Below are 16,615 nucleotides of genomic sequence, written 5' to 3'. Positions count from 1 at the left end.
GTTGCTCTGCGCTGACAATGCGCTAGTCTTGCTTTTTGGGGCCGGTCGGGAGGCGCCAGATTGGGGCTGGTGTGGGAATGGATGCAGGCGTTGATCTGCTGCGGATCGAGGATGTTGGCATCTCTTTTGCCATTGTCGGGGGACCGTTGCATGCCGTCAGGCGGGCAAATCTTCGCGTCCTGCCCGGCAAGGTCACCGCACTTGTCGGTGAGTCCGGTTCCGGAAAATCGGTTCTCAGCCAGGCCGTGATGGGCATCTTGCCGAACACGGCCCATGTTCGCGGCCGTATCCTGTTTTCCGATCCCAAAAAGCCCGGCACGACGCAGGATATCCTGCAGATGCCGCGAGACGGACCCGAAATCCGGGCGTTGAGAGGCAGCCGCATCGGCAAGATCTTTCAGGAGCCGATGACATCGCTGTCGCCGCTGCACACGATCGGCAACCAGGTCAGCGAATCCCTGCAGATTCATACGCACATGGACCGGACGGAGCGCAAGGCACGGACCGAGGAAATGCTCGGCCTCGTCGGGTTTCCCAATCCCAAGCGCGCCTACGACATGTATCCATTTGAACTTTCGGGAGGATTGCGGCAACGCGCTATGATCGCCATGGCGCTTATCTGCCGGCCCGCTCTGTTGATCGCCGATGAGCCGACGACGGCGTTGGACGTCACCATCCAGGCGCAAATCCTGCAATTGCTTCGTGGGCTCCAGACCAAGCTCAACATGGCAATGCTGCTGATCACGCACGACCTCGGCGTGGTCGCCAATGTCGCCGACGAGGTGGTCGTCATGTACCATGGCGAGATCATGGAAGCAGGCCCTGTGGAGGCAATATTCCGCCGGCCAGGCCACCCTTACCTGAAGGGCCTCATGGCAGCCGTTCCGCATTTCGACCTGAAGCCTGGCGAAAGACTGAAGGCGCTCCGCGAGGTGCCGGTGAATGTCGGGACCCTGCTGGGCAAGCAGACGGCGCCGGAAGCGAAGGGGCCGGACGACATTCTGCTGTCGGTCAGGGATCTGAAAAAGGTCTACACCATCCGCAACTCCGGATGGTTCAGCGGGAGCCATCAGACCTCTGTTCGCGCCGTGGACGGCGTCAGCTTCGACATCAGGCGAGGTGAGTGCCTGGGCCTGGTTGGCGAAAGCGGTTGCGGCAAAACCACCGTCAGCAAGATCCTGATGCGGGCCGTCACCCCTACCGGCGGCTCCGTGATCTTCAACGGCCGCGACGGACCGATCGACGTCCTGGAAGCCGAGGGAGACGCCCTGCGCTTGCTGCGGGCGAAACTCCAGATGGTTTTCCAGGATCCGGTCTCGTCGCTTTCGCCTCGCATGACCGTGGAAAACATTTTGAGCGAGCCGCTGGAAATCCATCAACGTGGCAATGCCGCGTCCCGGCTAGCCACGGTCAAGAGCCTGATGCAGGCAATCGGGCTCGATCCGCGCTTCATCCAGCGCTATCCCCACAGCTTCTCCGGCGGGCAGCGTCAGCGTATCGGCATTGCGCGCGCCTTGGCGCTGGGGCCTGAACTGCTGATCTGCGACGAGCCGGTTTCGGCGCTCGATGTCTCCGTGCAGGCGCAGATCCTGAACCTTCTGAAGGACCTGCAGAAGGAACTGGGCCTGACCTACCTGTTCATATCCCACAATCTGGCGGTGGTGGACTACATGGCGGACCGCATCGCGGTGATGTGCGGCGGGCGTATCGTCGAGCTTGCACCGCGCGAAATTCTGCTCAGGAAACCGATCCACCCCTACACGCGCTCGCTGCTCGCCGCAGTCCCCTTCCCCGATCTCGACCGGCCGATGGATTTCAAGACGCTGAAGCTCGGCGGCGCTTCCGACACCAGCGCATGGGGCCCGCAATTCCGCGACGAGGGCGAAGAGGATATGCTGTCACCGCTCGATCTCGGCGGCGGCCATCTCGTGCTGGCCCGACGTTCGGCCGATGTCAGCGAGTTACGCCATTGATCAGCCGCCGCACTGTCCTTGGTCTCATGGCTTCGGCATTTCTGCCGGGCACGGCGCGCGCCGGCGATCTGGAGCCGGATTTTCTTCAGCCGCAGCTGAAAGCCAGGGCTCTGCCGCCACTCGCGGAGCGCCTGCCCAAAAGCCCGCGCGCGTTGAACCTCGCGGCGATGGGCCGGCAGCCCGGCCAGTATGGCGGCACGCTGCGTACGATCATCGGCAGCCAGAAAGATATCCGGATGATGACGATCTACGGGTATTCCCGGCTGGTCGGCTATGACGAAAAGCTTAACTTTCAGGCCGACATTCTCGAAAGTTTCGACGTAAAGGATGATCGCGTCTTCACGTTCAAGATTCGTGAAGGCCATAAATGGTCAGACGGCAGCCTGCTGACGCCGGAGGATTTTCGTTATTGCTGGGAAGATGTCTGGCTGAACGATGAGCTTTCGCAAGGGGGGCTCGCCCCTGCCCTGCTGGCGGACGGCAAGCCGCCACGTTTCGAGATCGTCGATCCGTTGACGGTCCGCTACAGTTGGGACGCGCCCAATCCCGACTTCCTGCCCAAACTTGCCGCTGCTTCGCCGACACCGCTTGTTTTGCCAGCCGCCTATCTCAAGCAGTTCCACAAGAAATATCAGGATCCATTCCGGCTCGCCGGCCTGATGAAGGAGAACCGGACCGCAAAATGGACGCTGCTGCACATCCGCATGTCGCGGCAGTATCGCCCGGAGAACCCGGATCTGCCGACACTCGACCCCTGGCAGAACCGGACCAAGCCGCCGGCCGAGCAGTTCATCTTCGAGCGCAACCCGTTCTTTCATCGAACAGATGAGAACGGCCGGCAACTGCCCTATGTCGACCGGATCATCATGAATGTCAGCTCGTCGGCGATCATCTCCGCCAAGACCGGTGCGGGCGAGAGCGACCTGCAATGCATGGGAATCGACTTCAGCGATTACTCCTTCCTGAAGGACGCGGAGAAGCGCTACCCGGTGAAGATGCATCTGTGGAAACGCACACAGGGTTCGCGGCTGGCGCTCATGCCCAATCTGAATTGTGCCGACTCGGTGTGGCGTGGCCTTTTGCGTGACGTGCGCGTGCGCCGCGCCCTTTCGCTCGCTGTGGACCGGCGCGAGATCAACATGGCCGTCTTCTACGGATTGGCGCAGGAAAGCGCCGATACGGTCTTGCCGGAGAGCCCGCTCTACCGGCCGGAATTCGCGAAAGCCTGGGTCGCCCACGATCCCGACCAGGCCAATGCACTGCTTGACGAGGTCGGGCTTCAGGCCCGTGACGATGACGGCCTGCGGCTACTTCCCGATGGACGCCCGGCGCAGATCATCGTGGAAACGGCCGGCGAAAGCACGCTGGAAACCGATGCGCTCGAACTCATCACCGATCACTGGCGCAAGATCGGCATCGCTTTGTTCATCCGGACTTCGCAGCGCGACATCTTCCGCAGCCGTGCGCTTGGCGGCCAGATCCTGATGTCGATGTCGTCGGGCATCGACAATGGCGTGCCGACCGCCGACATGAATCCATACCAGCTGGCCCCCACCATCGACGACCAGCTGCAATGGCCGCTCTGGGGCGCTTACTATCTGTCGCATGGCAAGATGGGTGAGGCGCCCGATGTTCCTGAAGTGGTCGAGTTGATGGCTTTGCTCAAGCGCTGGAACGGATCGACCCAATCCAGCGAGCGCGCCGAAATCTGGAACTCGATGCTGTCGATCTACACCGATCAGGTGTTCTCTATCGGTACGGTGAACGAAACACTTCAGCCAATTCTGGTATCGTCGCGGCTGCGCAACCTGCCTGACAAAGCACTCTACGGCTACGACCCGACCTCCTATTTCGGTGTCTATTTGCTGGACACATTCTGGCTTGGAGGCTCCTGAGCGTGCTTCGATATCTTGTCTGGCGCATCGCCGTGATGGTTCCAACGCTGCTGGTCATATCGGCGCTGGTGTTCACCATCATCGAACTTCCACCGGGCGACTATTTCGACAGCTATGTCGCCGAGCTTCGGGCCCAGGGCGAAGCGGTGGATTCCGACCGCATCCAGATGATGCGCAAGGAATATGGTTTCGACCAGCCGCCGGTCATTCGCTACTTCTACTGGGTGGGCGGGATGCTGCACGGCGATTTCGGCTATTCCTTCGAATATGAGCTGCCGGTTCGCGACGTCGTCGGCGACCGAATGTGGCTGACCGTGCTGGTTTCCTTCGTCACGATCATCTTCACCTGGCTCATCGCCTTTCCGATCGGCATGTACTCCGCCACGCATCAATACAGCTGGGGCGACTACGGCCTGACTTTCTTCGGCCTTCTCGGCCTTGCCATTCCGAATTTCATGCTGGCGCTGATCCTGATGTATTTCGCCAACATCTGGTTCGGCACGTCCATCGGCCACCTCATGGACCAGCAATATCTCGGCGAGCCGATGAGCTGGGCCAAGGCGAAGTCGATCCTCGCCCATCTCTGGATCCCGGTCCTGATCATCGGCACCGGCGGCACGGCGAGCATGATCCGGCGGCTGCGCGCCAATCTGCTCGACGAACTGCACAAGCAATATGTCGTTACGGCGCGCGCCAAGGGCCTGCATCCGTTCAAGGCGCTGGTCAAATATCCGCTGCGCATGGCGCTCAATTTCTTCATTTCCGACATCGGCTCGATCCTGCCGGCCATCATCTCCGGCGCTGAGATCACGGCTATCGTTTTGTCTTTGGAAACGACCGGGCCGATGCTGATCAAGGCGCTGCAAAGCCAGGATATGTATCTGGCAGGGTCATTCCTGATGTTCCTCGCCTTCCTGACGGTTATCGGCGTGCTGATTTCCGACCTGGCGCTGGCACTGCTTGATCCACGAATTCGTTTGCAGGGTGGCAGCACCAAATGAAGCAGGACTCGCCGCTGCCCGCTCCGGGTGCTCCACTGCAACACTACATTTCCGGCGCGCCCTTCGACCTGCAGTCGGTCGAGGCGATGACGCCGGAGCAATCGAAGGTCTTTCAGGCATCGCAGTTGCGGCTGATGTGGTGGAAATTCCGCAAACACCGGCTTGCGCTTATATCCGGCATATTCCTGGCAGTGCTGTATTCCGGGATACTGATCTGCGAGTTCCTGGCGCCCTACAATCTGCACTCGCGCAACATGGACTACATCTATGCGCCGCCGCAGCACGTGCACCTGTTCCACAATGGCGAGTTCGTCGGGCCGTTCGTCTATGGCCGCCAGATGACGCTGGATATGGACACGCTCAAGCGGAACTACATCGAGAACCACGACGACGTTCAGCGGCTCCGTTTCTTCTGCCAGGGCGACACTTATCGGTTCTGGGGCCTGATCGAAGGTGACAGGCATTTTGTCTGTCCTGCCGAGAACGGCCAACTCTTTCTGGCCGGCACCGACAGGCTGGGGCGCGACGTGCTCTCACGCATGATCTATGGCGCACGCATTTCACTGACTATCGGCCTCGTCGGCATCAGTTTCAGCTTCCTGCTCGGCATCGTCATCGGCGGGCTGGCCGGCTATCACGGCGGTATCTTCGACCTGATCGTCCAACGGATAATCGAAGTCCTGCAATCGATTCCCAGCATTCCGCTATGGCTGGCCCTGGCGGCGATCATGCCGATAACCTGGAGTCCGATCCTGATCTATTTCGGCATCACCGTCATCCTCGGGCTGCTCGACTGGACCGGACTGGCGCGGGCCGTGCGTTCAAAGCTTCTGGCCTTGCGCGAGGAGGATTACGTTCTGGCGGCGCAGTTGATGGGCGCCGGAAGCAGCCGCATCATCAGGCGGCATCTCATTCCCGGCTTCATGTCGCATCTGATCGCGACGGCGACGCTCTCCATCCCTGGCATGATCCTGGGCGAAACGGCGCTGAGCTTCCTCGGGCTCGGCCTGAGGGCGCCGATAACCAGCTGGGGCATCCTGCTCACCGAGGCGCGCAGCGTCAGCGTGATCGCGTTCTATCCATGGCTGCTTTTGCCGATGCTGCCGGTCATCCTCGTTATCATGGCGTTCAACTTCCTCGGCGACGGCTTGCGGGACGCCGCAGACCCCTACAAGTGATATCGCTGTTCCACCGCGCGGCCTGCCGAACACTCCACCCGGTATGACGCTTGTCGGCGGCCGGTTGCGTTATTGCAGGGTTCGTCGTTCGCCTTTATATGCAGCAAGCCTCGATCGGGGCTGCTGGTTCAGGACACACAATCGCATATGAGTCGCCTCGATAATTTCATCAGCAGGATGACCGCGCAGCGCGACATTCTCAATCGAATCTGCCCCGAGGTGGCGAAGATGGAGGGGCTTGTGCTTGAGCTCGGCCTCGGCAATGGCCGGACATTCCACCATCTGCGCGAGCTTCTGCCCGGGCGCCGGATCGTGGTGTTCGACCGCGAAGTTGGCGCGCACACTAGCTCAATTCCCGAAGCTGAAAACCTCGTGCTCGGCGAAATACGCGAGACGGGCCGCAAGTTCATTGGCATCGAAGCCGCCCTTGTTCATGCCGACATCGGCACCGGCTATGACGATCGCGATGCAGTGACCGCTACCTGGCTTCCCGATCTGATTGCGAGCCTGCTTCGCGTCGGCGGCTTCGCGGTCAGTGGCACGCCGCTCGATCACCCGCTGCTGCAACACCTCCCGGCGCCCACTTCGGAGCCCGCCGACCGTTATTTCCTCTGCAAGCGCGTGTAAGCGGCAGAGAACTCTTCAGGGGATCGTATAAACCGCAATCTCCCGCTCGATGCCGCGCAGCGAGACCTCGTGCGGCACGGGCGTCAGCGCGTTCCTGTGCAACAGATCGGCGGTGAGATTATCGTCGACCACCGCACGCGTGGCGAAGATCGCCTGTGCGTTGGCGAGGTTCTGGACCCGCGAAGCAATGTTGACCGTCTGGCCGAAATAATCCTGCCGCTCGTTCATGGACACGGCTATGCAGGGGCCGGCATGAACACCGATCTTGAGCAGAAGGTCCTCGCGCCCGCTTTTGTCATTGAGCGCCCGCATGGCGTCGCGCATCCGCAGCGCCGCGGCAATCGCACGGTCAGGCGTCGCGAAGGTCGCCATCACCGCATCGCCGATCGTCTTCACAACCGCGCCTGCCTCCGCCGCGACGATCTCGTGCAGAACCTGGAAATGCTCGCGCACGAGATCGAAGGCTGAAAGATCGCCCACCCGCTCGTAAAGCTCGGTCGATCCGCGCAGATCGGTGAACAGGAAGGTCAGGCTGGTGATCTTCAGGCGCTGGTTGATGTCGAGCGTATCCGTGCGATAGAGATCCCGGAACGTCTGGTTGGTGAGCAGGCGCTTGGCGGTCACGAAGGGCCGGCGCTTGCCCAGGAAATCATGCAATACCGGGCAGGCGATGAAGACCGTCGGCAGCACGCGCGTGTCGGTCCTGTTTTCCAGCGAAATGCGCAATGGGCCGGGTTGCATCTCCAGCGTCTGGCTCTGGACATGGTCCCGGTCGAAGGCCAGAGAGAGGTTTCGCCGCTCTTTTGCCGGTTCGCCCTTCGCGTCGATGAACTGGGCCGAATGCGTGACCGGCTCGAAGACGATGATGAATTGGGGCGGAAGCTGGATGTGCAGAACCGCCTTTTCACCGGGCGCAAGCTCGATATCTTCCAGCGAGAACGCTTCCATCTTTTCCGCCAGATCCTCGTCCGGCAGATCGGCCCCGGACGCCCAGTAGATCTGGCGGTAATATTCCACCAACGGCAGTTCGTGTGGATTGTGGGCGGCAATCCTGCGCACACGGGGACTGACGGTGAATGTCACCTCGACCATCTCGTCGAGGGTCGGCGAATAGCCCTGGGAGCACAGCGCGCAGGTGTATTCGTCCTTCTGCATGGTTTTCAGCGTGGCGTTGGTGTCGAGCACGCCGCCACAGCCGGGGCACAGAACATTCCAGGAAATGTCGAAGATGCCCACCCGCGCCGCATGGAGAAAGGCGCTTATGGTGCGTTCCTCGTCGAGGCCATGCTTGCTGGCGAAGGCCAGCGCATTGATGCGGCAAAGTTCGCGGTCCTTGCCCTCGGCGATGGTTTGCCGGATTGCGTCGATTGCCTGCGGATCGACATCGGTCGATTGCCGCAGAAGCGAGAACAGATCCTGAGCTTCGGTCATCGTGCAGGCTCCGGAAATTGCGCCGCTAGAGCATGATGCCGAAAGGTGTGAAGCGGTTTTCGGACGACATCATGCTCTTCCTGATTCAGAGGCGGATTCAGATTTCAGGTCGGACAGACCTGAAATCATCCGGCTCTAGGCGTGTTGGCCGGACCGATCTTCGACCCGAACGCTCCATCATACTGCTAAACGGACCGGACGGCCATTCGAATGGACAAGCCTGGTGACAGGTCAATTTCCATTTGTTGAATTCCAAACTATGATAGCCCATGGGGCATTCATCTCTGGGGTTTTCTCCATGCCGACACGCGACAACCCGCCATTTCCGGCGGCCCTGCGCCTTTTCTCGGCGGGGGTCATCATCGTCCTGATCGTCGGGGCCGGCCTGTTTTTCGCGCCTGCGCTGGTCAAGCCGCGCTGGCCTTGGGCCGTCACGCCGTTCAATGCCCGCTTCCTCGGCGGCTTCTACACCGCCGAAATGGCAGTGATGGCGGCGCTGCTGGTCTGGAATCGCTGGTCGCCCGGCAGGCTCGTGCTGGTCATGGCCTTCATCTTCACCGTCATCGTGTCGGCGGCTTCGTTCATCAATCTCGGTTATTTCAACTTCGAGCGCAAAGCCCCCTGGCTCTGGTTTCTGGTCTATCTTGCGTCAGCCGCGGTATCCGGGCTGTTCCTGTGGCGGGCAAGGGCCCGCCCTTCTGCAAAAGGCGTGATCTTGAACCCCGCATGGCGCGCCTACCTACCGGTGGAAATGACGATCCTCGGGGCCTACGGCGTCGGCCTGTTGCTGTTTCCCCTGACATTCGGTGGCTTCTGGCCATGGCCGATCGATGCTTTTCACGCCCAGGTCTACAGCGCCATCTTCCTCGCGGGTGCAGGCGGCACCTATCTCGTCTGGAGAAGTGCGCCGCGTGAGGAATTGCTGGTGCTCGGCCTGGCGCAGTTTCTGGTTGGCCTGCTTGCCGTCCTTGGCCTCGTCATCACCGACGCCGCCGTGCACCGGATCGACTGGACGGCGGCCGGGACATTGTGCTGGCTCGCCCTTTTCGGCTGGATCGGCGTCAGCGGTATCCTCAAACTCTACGCCGCCCCCCGGCATTTTGCCGCGCAATCGGCATAGGTCGCAGAGACGGCTGGATTTTCAGGTGACGTCCGGTGCATCGTGCCGGGCATATTGCCTCTGTCCTTTGTTCTGACGCAATTCCGGACGGAAAACCGCTCACACTTTTCCTGGAATTGCTGTAGCCGGAAAAGCCATGACCAGCACGCCACCCCTAGAGAAAATCCAGCCGCAGCTCCGGGCCGTCCGGCCAAGCGATGCCGAGGCGCTTTGCGCTATCTTCAATATGCCGGGCTTCCGCTGGGGCACGCTCAGGATGCCGTTCGAGATGGTGGAGCAGGTGGAGCGGCGCATCGCCAAGTCCGGCCCGGAAACCACCTGGATCGTTGCCGAGTTGGACGGCAAGGTTGTCGGCCACGGCAGCCTGGTCGCGCAGGGTTCGCCGCGCCGCTCGCATATCGGCGAGATCAATATCGGCCTCGACGATGGCTTTGTCGGCAGAGGCATCGGCTCTGCCATACTTGGCGCGCTGCTCGACGTGGCCGACAATTGGCGCGCCCTGAAGCGGGTCGAATTGAGCGTCTATGCCGACAACGAACCGGCCATCCGTCTCTACACAAGCCACGGCTTCGAGGTCGAAGGCCGGCATGTGAAGGCCGGTTTTACCGACGGGCAGTACCACGACCTCCTGAGCATGGCCCGGCTGCGGTTCTGATGACCACCGTCCCTGCCCTTGCCCCTCCGGTGGACATTTTGGCCGTGCTGTCGCTGCTCTGCCCGGAGGTCGTGCGTGACATCGAGCAGAACTGGAATGCACCGGTTTCCGATTACGCCCGCCATCTGTGGCGGCCGGTGGCAAGGCCTGGATCGGCCCCGTCGATCGCTGCCCGCTCGATCCTGCGCGACGTCCTGCAGCAGCGCCTCGGTGCGATCATGCAGCCTGAAGCGATCGGCAAGGCCCTCGACGAATTCGACCACAGACCGGTTATCCAGTCCGGCCTGCACTGCCTGCTTCTGATGGATCGCATCACCTTCGATGCCCTGCTGCTTGCCTGGCTCGGCGCGGTCGAAAACGGGCTGTCGGCTTTTTTCGGCTTCATGGGAACGACCATGACCATGGAGACAACCGGCCGGGAGGGGCCGGGATGGCTCGATGTCGGCGACGACAAGGTCAATTTGTTTGGCATCGGGCGCCACAAACTGTGCCGCAAAAGCGCCTGCGCGGCCGGTCCCGTCACCCTCAACGGGCGCGCGCTCGAAACGGTGGGCAATGAGACGGATGCCAGAAGCTGGCTGGGCACGCTGCTTGCCAGCCAGGCCAAGGTGTTTGCAACAGCCGCCGATGCGCTGACAGAACTCAACGAGCATCTGGTCGCCGATTGGGATCGTTCCGGCATGGCCCGGCCGGTTTTCATCGATGATAGGCTGGCCGCGACTGTCGTGGCGCGGCATCTGGAAGATGAAGGCAGTCTTCTTTCCAGGCTGCTCCTCGAGCCCGCAAGGCGCCGGCGTCTCGACCATGCCTTGCAAGAAGCCGCATCGGGCCCATTTGGCAGGTTCCTGCCCAATGCCACGGCCTATTTCTGGGGCATCCGCGAGCAGCGCGTGCGCAAGCTCGTCCTCGAGAACGGGCGGCTGATCGAGCCTGACAGGCCGCATGGTCTTTCCATCCCGTTCGAGCGGCCGCATCTCCAGCAGGCACTGCTGGACGGCATGCTTTTGCCGGACTTGTTCCTGATGTTCCTTGCCCTTGCCATATTGCCGCGCGTGCGGGTTGTGGGCGGCCTGAGACAGATTGGCTATGTCGCGCTTTTTCACTCGATCCTGCTGGCTGCGCTTGATGAAAACGCGCCTGAAGAGCGCGATCTGGCCGCCGAGCTGCAGGTTCGGGAAAATGCCTGGGGCATGCGGGTCATCGATGAACAAATCTCGGTCCGCGAGCAGCTTGCCGGACTGCCGGAAGGGGCGCTGTTCCCGGACCTGCTGCGGCAATACCGGTTGCGGACATTTGCCGAGACGACCGATGACCTGAAACCGGTTCGCGAAAACGCCCGATGGCGCAAGATCGGCCGGGCCTCGGGCCTCTGATCCGGCCGGGCTTTAGCCCGTCATTGCACCACGCCGGCCTTGCGGAGCCCCTCTACCATCAGTTCGAAATCGGCAGGGTTCTTGTAAGGCAAGACCTTGCGACGGTGTTCCAGCGAATAGGCGGGATTGACGCGAAGCAGGTCCTGCCATGCCGTATGGGCCTCCTCCAAACGGCCCAGATGGCCGTAGCATGCGGCCAGAAGCGCACGCGAGACGTCGGTGACAACGTTGCGAGCCAGCCGTTGCAGCAAGAGGTCGACGGCCTCTTCGTACCTTCCCAGTTGAAACGATGTCAAAGCCTGGAAGTGCAGAAGCACATCCGGAAAGTATGGATTCAAGGTCTTTCCCCGGGCGAAACTCTCTAGCGCCTCCGCGGGTCTACCCGAATAATACAGCGCCTCGCCGCGGGCGACGTGCGCTTCGGCGAAGTTCGGATTGAGGGCTATCGCGCGCTCGACCTCGCCGATGGCTTCATCGTGCCGCCGTGTGTAAAGCTTGGCCGATGCCAGCGCCCAGTGCGCCCAGGGATCGCTGTCATCCAGCGTTACCGCTCGCGTTGCTGCCTCTTCCGCTTGCGCCATCGAGTCCGACGCACCCCACCTGTTGAGGTAATCGAGCCCGTACGTGAGGGCTAGGAAAGCGTGGGCAGAGGCAAATTTCGGGTCCAGTTCGATGGCCCGCTGCAAGAGCTCGCGGGCCGCGACGTTCGTGTCCTTCGTCAGCCGGTGCCACAGCTCCCGGCCCCGCAGGAAACAGTCATACGCCTCCGGGTTGCGCTGGTGTTCGGGCGCCAGCCGCAGACGGTCATCCTCGGTCAGATTGAGCGCCAGCGCACCGACGATGTGCTGCGTCACGTCATCCTGCACGGCGAATATGTCAGTCAGATCGCGATCGAACCGCTCCGCCCAAAGATGGCCGCCTGAGATTGCATCGATGAGCTGCGCGGTGATGCGTACCTTGTTCCCCGACTTGCGTACGCTGCCTTCAAGGACATAGCGCACGCCGAGCTTCGTGCCGACATCCTGCACATGGACGTTCTGGCCCTTGAAGATGAACGACGAATTGCGAGCGATGACGAAGAGCTGTGACAGTTTGGACAGCGCCGTGATGATGTCTTCGGAGATGCCGTCGGCGAAGTAGTCCTGTTCGGCATCACCGCTCATATTGGCGAACGGCAGCACGGCGATCGACAGTTTCGGCGGCGCTGCCGCAGCCGGAGGGCTCGTCGGGGTTTGCGAGGTCACGGCCACCTTGGCCCCGGCGCCGACCTGCAGCGAATACACCCGGATCGGCTCGGCGATGTTCTTGAGCTGTGTGCTGCCGAGATCGCTGACCGAGAGGTCAAGCCTGGCCTTGACCTGGCGATAGGCATCCTCGGACAGGCAGATGGCGCCGGGCGCCGCAACGCCCTCCAGACGCGAGGCGATGTTGACGCCGTCACCCATCAGGTCGCCATCGCTCTCTTCGACCACGTCGCCCAGATGGATGCCTATCCTGAACTCGATGCGGCGCTCCTGCGGTACGCCGGCATTGCGCTCAACCATACCGTTTTGAATCTCAACGGCGCAGCGCACGGCATCGACCACACTGCGAAACTCAACCAGTGCCCCATCTCCGGTACGCTTGATAACCCGCCCGTGGTGCACTGCAATGATCGGATCGATCAGGTCGCTGCGCAGTGCCCGCAACCGCGCCAAGGTACGATCTTCGTCCGCGCTCGCGAGCCGGCTGTATCCGACCACATCTGCAGCCAGGATTGCGGCCAGCTTACGGTTCTCGCTCATGGGTCGCCTCCTCATCTCCATCATAGCAGGAAGACGGCGGGACGAGGAAATTTTCGCAAATCACGGCCACGCAGCCGCCCGTATCGGCAGTGCTCCACCGCCGAACCCAGACCGATGCCCATTTGCGCTGCCGCTTGCCGGTTGACGACTATCGGTTCATCCTTGTGAATACCCCGGCCGTGACGAGCGTGGCGAGATCACGCGTCATGGCCCAAGGTCAAAGAGATAGAGCATGATGTCGTCCGAAAACCGCTTCACACTCTTCGGCATCATGCTCTGGTGAGGTGTCCATGAACTGCTCGGGCTGCGGTTTCGAGATCGAGGGCGGTTACGCCTTCTGTCCGAAGTGTGGCCGCCGCCAGCCCGTGCCATGCGCCAGTTGCGGCTACGCCTGCGCACCTGATTTCGAGTTCTGTCCTAAATGTGGGGCAAGCGTCGGTGCGTCCGCAAAAGCTGCCGAACGGCCTGCTCCGACACCAAGCCGCACCATTGCGCAGCCCTCTCGAGCTCCATCGCCGAACATCGAAAGCGAAGAGGGGCCGCATTCCGTCTCCGACGCCGATCGACGAACGGTAACGGTGCTGTTCGCCGATCTCTGCGGCTTCACGACACTCAGCGAGCAGGTCGACCCCGAGGTCATGCAGGCGCTGCAGAACGAACTGTTCAAGGAATTGACGGCGGCCGTGCAAGGCTTTGGTGGTTTCGTCGACAAATTCATCGGCGACGCTCTGCTCGCCTTATTCGGTGCGCCGGTCGCGCATGAGGACGATCCGGAACGTGCGCTTCGAGCCGCTCTCGACATGATCGCCCGGACGGCGCGGCTCGGTGAAAGCACCCGCCACTCCGGCTCGCCGCTGCTGCTCCACATAGGCATAAACACGGGTCCGGTCGTTACTGGCGGATTGGGCATCGGCACCGCCAAATCCTATTCGGTGACCGGCGACACGGTGAATACGGCGCAACGCCTGCAATCGCTGGCTGCACCGGGTGAGGTGCTGGTGGGCGAACTCACGCACAGGCTGACCCGGCATGCCTTCTCGTACGAGTCGCTGGGCGATGTCGTCTTTCGCGGCAAGGCTGGCAGTGTGCTCGTCCACCGACTGGATGCACCGCTTGCGGCGCCGCGTGCAGCGCGCGGGCTCGAGGCGCTCGGCCTCAGTGCGCCCATAATAGGTCGTGATGCGGAGCTCAACAGAATGCTGGCGAGCCTTGACTTGGCGTGCGGCGGCTCGGCCCAGCTTGTCCGCCTCGTCGGCGAAGCCGGTATCGGGAAGTCGCGGTTGGTGAAGGAGTTCGTCGCCCGCGTCGGCGACGAGGATCGTTTTCGCAACGTCGCCGTGCGGCAGGCCACGTGCTCACCGCTGGGTGAACAATCATTTGGCGCCCTGGGTGCAGTGGTGCGCAGCGCTGCCGGGATGATGCAAAACGACAATGGGGACGAAATGCGGGGCAAGCTCGCAGCCTTGCTTGCCGATCTCGGCCTGCAGGGCGAGGAGGCGAAGCGGCTGATGCCTTTGCTCTACCATGTGCTTGGCCTCGGCGACCCCGATGCCACCTTGCAGCATGTCGAGCCCGAGCAGCTGCGGCGGCAAATTCTCTACGCGGTCCGCACAATCATGGAACGGCGGCTTGCGTTGTCGCCGCTGTTGATTGTCGTCGAAGACCTGCACTGGGCCGACTCCGTCTCGCTCGAGGCACTGCGTTTCGTGATGGACAGACTGGAACGCACGCGGCTGATGTTGCTGGTCACGCATCGTCCGGCGTCGGACAACGACCAACTCGACTCAAGTCGGGTCAGCCACACAGCGCTCAGGCTTTCGCCGCTCGACAGCGATGACGGACGCCGCCTGGTGGCGGCGCTTTTCGGCGAGAGCTGGGTAAACGCCGCAGGAGGGCTTCTCGACCAGATCCTCGAGCGCGCGGGCGGCAACCCGCTTTTCTTGGAGGAGATCGTTCGCGGCCTTATCGATCGCGGTGTATTGGTGCGCGAGGGCCAGCAATGGCGGACCGTGGCAGGCGAAGTCGCAACCGGCATCCCCGCCACGATCCAGGCAATGTTGCTTGCTCGCGTCGACCGGCTGCCGCAAGAGGTGCGCCGGTTGGCCCAGGAAGCCGCGGTAATCGGCCCGCGCTTCGATGCCACGCTTCTGAAAGCCGTGGCAGCCGACCCCGGCCGACTGGAAGCGGGCTGCGAACTGCTTTGCGATGCGGAAATCATCGAGGAAGTTGCCGGATCAGGCTCGGTCTCGTCGCAAAGCTACCGCTTTACGCAAACATTGCTGCAGGACGTGATCTACCAGAATCTGCTCCTGCAACGCCGGACCGACATCCACCGCCGGGTAGGTGCCGCCCTGGAGCAACTGTGCGGCGACAAGCCGGAACGGTTCGAGGATCTGGCCGTGCTCGGTCATCATTTCGCTCAGAGCGCCGAGCGGGAGAGGGGCGCGCATTACCTGCAGGCGGCGGGAGATCGCGCTCGCATGATATACGCCAATGACGACGCCCTTCGTTTCTACGAGCGAGCACTGACTGCGTTGGGCGCGATCGGGCAAACACCGCTCAAACTGGCAATTGCAGAGCGCATTGCCGATTTGAGCGGCCCGGCAGGCCGCCGCGAGATTGCACACCGCCACTACGAGGCGGTGCTGCAGGCCTATCGCGAGTCAGCCGATCGTGTCGCGGCGGCGCGCGTTTTGCGCAAGATCGGTCGGCTGTTTTGGGACGTGGGCAAGCGGGACGACGCGGAATCGCGCTACGCTGAAGCGGCAGCGCTCCTCGATGGAGCGGATGCCCCGATCGAGCAGGCGCATCTCTGGCAAGAACGTGGCCGACAGGCGTTCCGCAGCGGAGATCACACTCTCGCGGCAAAATGGGCAGACGCGGCGCTGGATTGCGTACGCTCTCTGACAACGGAACATGTCTCCGATGATGCCACCCTCGTGACCGCCGAGGCACTTAATACCAAGGCTGTTGCGCTGGCTCGCCTTGGGCGAAACCATGAAGCCGTGCGTGAGGTTGAGCGCAGCATTGAATTGGCCGAAGCCGCCGGTCTGCTGGGCGCGGCCTGCCGCGGCTACACCAATCTCGGGGTGCTCTACACGACCATCGATCCGGCGAAGGCGATGGAGGTCTGTCGGCGCGGTCTTGAAGTGGCGCGCCGTATTGGCGATTTGGGTTTCCAGGCGCGCCTCCTCGCCAATCTGGCGGTAGCTTGTTGTACTTTCACGGATCGCTGTCCAACGGAGGGCGTGCCTGCTGCCGAGAAGGCCATCGAGATTGACCGGGCGCTCGACCAGCGCGAGCACCTGCCAGTGCCGTTGATCGTGCTTGGGCAGATCCACCAGTGCAACGGCCATCCGGAACTGGCGATCGGCTTGTTCCACGAAGCACTGGAGGTAGCCCGCGAAACGGGCGAGCCCCAACTGCTGTTTCCGTGCTATGATGGACTCGCAACGCTTAATCTCGACCTCGACAATCTGGCCGAGGCCGAACGCTACTTTTCCCTGGCGCAGGGTATATGCGCCCAGCACGGGCTCGACCCGGAAGCGCTTGTGGTGCTGCCTTTTCTCGACTAGCCG

11 protein-coding genes are annotated in these 16,615 nt (G+C 62.0%); 9 read left to right on the top strand and 2 right to left on the bottom strand.

The genetic code is table 11. The annotated features are described in order from the left end of the window. The first annotated feature begins 77 nt into the window (after positions 1 to 77). The 5 genes from NKH54_RS28105 to NKH54_RS28085 all read left to right on the top strand — a co-directional run bounded on the left by NKH54_RS28105 (position 78) and on the right by NKH54_RS28085 (position 6,674). A complete protein-coding gene (locus NKH54_RS28105) occupies positions 78 to 1,973 on the top strand; it encodes an ABC transporter ATP-binding protein (RefSeq protein ID WP_023672138.1) in 1,896 nt (631 codons plus the stop codon). Further along, positions 1,970 to 3,868: an ABC transporter substrate-binding protein gene (locus NKH54_RS28100; protein ID WP_353029424.1), complete on the top strand. Its 1,899-nt coding sequence runs from the start codon at positions 1,970 to 1,972 to the stop codon at positions 3,866 to 3,868. Before NKH54_RS28105 ends, NKH54_RS28100 begins: the two co-directional genes overlap by 4 nt. Before the next feature lie 2 nt (positions 3,869 to 3,870). Next, on the top strand, positions 3,871 to 4,869 hold the full coding sequence (locus NKH54_RS28095) for an ABC transporter permease (protein WP_023672136.1): 999 nt from the start codon (positions 3,871 to 3,873) through the stop codon (positions 4,867 to 4,869). Next, on the top strand, positions 4,866 to 6,047 hold the full coding sequence (locus tag NKH54_RS28090) for an ABC transporter permease (protein ID WP_023702557.1): 1,182 nt from the start codon (positions 4,866 to 4,868) through the stop codon (positions 6,045 to 6,047). The genes NKH54_RS28095 and NKH54_RS28090 overlap by 4 nt, the downstream gene beginning before the upstream one ends. Positions 6,048 to 6,194: 147 nt before the next feature. Then, positions 6,195 to 6,674, top strand: a complete 480-nt coding sequence (locus NKH54_RS28085) for a class I SAM-dependent methyltransferase (protein ID WP_023672134.1) — start codon at positions 6,195 to 6,197, stop codon at positions 6,672 to 6,674. 15 nt (positions 6,675 to 6,689) lie between these two features. Here the strand turns inward: NKH54_RS28085 and NKH54_RS28080 are convergent, their stop codons facing one another. Then, positions 6,690 to 8,105 (bottom strand): adenylate/guanylate cyclase domain-containing protein, encoded by a 1,416-nt coding sequence (locus NKH54_RS28080; RefSeq protein ID WP_023685078.1) that lies wholly within the window; start codon positions 8,103 to 8,105, stop codon positions 6,690 to 6,692. Between the two features lie 298 nt (positions 8,106 to 8,403). Between NKH54_RS28080 and NKH54_RS28075 the strand changes: the two genes are divergently transcribed. The 3 genes from NKH54_RS28075 (at position 8,404) to NKH54_RS28065 (ending at position 11,253) form a co-directional block, all read left to right on the top strand. Next, the gene (locus NKH54_RS28075; protein WP_023706798.1) at positions 8,404 to 9,225 is read left to right on the top strand and encodes a hypothetical protein; all 822 of its coding nucleotides are present in this window, start codon (positions 8,404 to 8,406) and stop codon (positions 9,223 to 9,225) included. 136 nt (positions 9,226 to 9,361) lie between these two features. Further along, positions 9,362 to 9,880, top strand: coding sequence for a GNAT family N-acetyltransferase (locus NKH54_RS28070; RefSeq protein ID WP_023698122.1), 519 nt, complete (start codon positions 9,362 to 9,364; stop codon positions 9,878 to 9,880). After that, positions 9,880 to 11,253 carry a hypothetical protein gene (locus NKH54_RS28065; RefSeq protein WP_353029423.1) on the top strand — a complete coding sequence of 458 codons (1,374 nt, stop codon included), beginning with the start codon at positions 9,880 to 9,882 and terminating at the stop codon, positions 11,251 to 11,253. The genes NKH54_RS28070 and NKH54_RS28065 overlap by 1 nt, the downstream gene beginning before the upstream one ends. Before the next feature lie 20 nt (positions 11,254 to 11,273). On the opposite strand, the gene NKH54_RS28060 is transcribed toward NKH54_RS28065, so the two are convergent. Next, positions 11,274 to 13,037, bottom strand: coding sequence for an adenylate/guanylate cyclase domain-containing protein (locus NKH54_RS28060; RefSeq protein ID WP_353029422.1), 1,764 nt, complete (start codon positions 13,035 to 13,037; stop codon positions 11,274 to 11,276). Positions 13,038 to 13,327: 290 nt separating this feature from the next. Between NKH54_RS28060 and NKH54_RS28055 the strand changes: the two genes are divergently transcribed. After that, positions 13,328 to 16,612: an adenylate/guanylate cyclase domain-containing protein gene (locus NKH54_RS28055; RefSeq protein ID WP_353029421.1), complete on the top strand. Its 3,285-nt coding sequence runs from the start codon at positions 13,328 to 13,330 to the stop codon at positions 16,610 to 16,612. The last annotated feature ends 3 nt before the right edge of the window (positions 16,613 to 16,615 follow it).

The organism is Mesorhizobium sp. M1004 (assembly GCF_040318795.1).
Classification (GTDB): Bacteria; Pseudomonadota; Alphaproteobacteria; order Rhizobiales; family Rhizobiaceae; genus Mesorhizobium.
The sequence above is the reverse complement of the archived record's forward strand: the minus strand, read 5'-3'. Positions and strand labels throughout refer to the sequence as shown.

Bases quoted from the DNA above. Each gene is read 5' to 3' on its own strand.
- NKH54_RS28075 (WP_023706798.1), top strand. From the start codon at position 8,404: ATGCCGACACGCGACAACCCGCCATTTCCGGCGGCCCTGCGCCTTTTC.
- NKH54_RS28105 (WP_023672138.1), top strand. From the start codon at position 78: ATGGATGCAGGCGTTGATCTGCTGCGGATCGAGGATGTTGGCATCTCT.
- NKH54_RS28065 (WP_353029423.1), top strand. From the start codon at position 9,880: ATGACCACCGTCCCTGCCCTTGCCCCTCCGGTGGACATTTTGGCCGTG.
- NKH54_RS28090 (WP_023702557.1), top strand. From the start codon at position 4,866: ATGAAGCAGGACTCGCCGCTGCCCGCTCCGGGTGCTCCACTGCAACAC.
- NKH54_RS28085 (WP_023672134.1), top strand. From the start codon at position 6,195: ATGAGTCGCCTCGATAATTTCATCAGCAGGATGACCGCGCAGCGCGAC.
- NKH54_RS28070 (WP_023698122.1), top strand. From the start codon at position 9,362: ATGACCAGCACGCCACCCCTAGAGAAAATCCAGCCGCAGCTCCGGGCC.
- NKH54_RS28055 (WP_353029421.1), top strand. From the start codon at position 13,328: ATGAACTGCTCGGGCTGCGGTTTCGAGATCGAGGGCGGTTACGCCTTC.
- NKH54_RS28060 (WP_353029422.1), bottom strand. From the start codon at position 13,037: ATGAGCGAGAACCGTAAGCTGGCCGCAATCCTGGCTGCAGATGTGGTC.
- NKH54_RS28080 (WP_023685078.1), bottom strand. From the start codon at position 8,105: ATGACCGAAGCTCAGGATCTGTTCTCGCTTCTGCGGCAATCGACCGAT.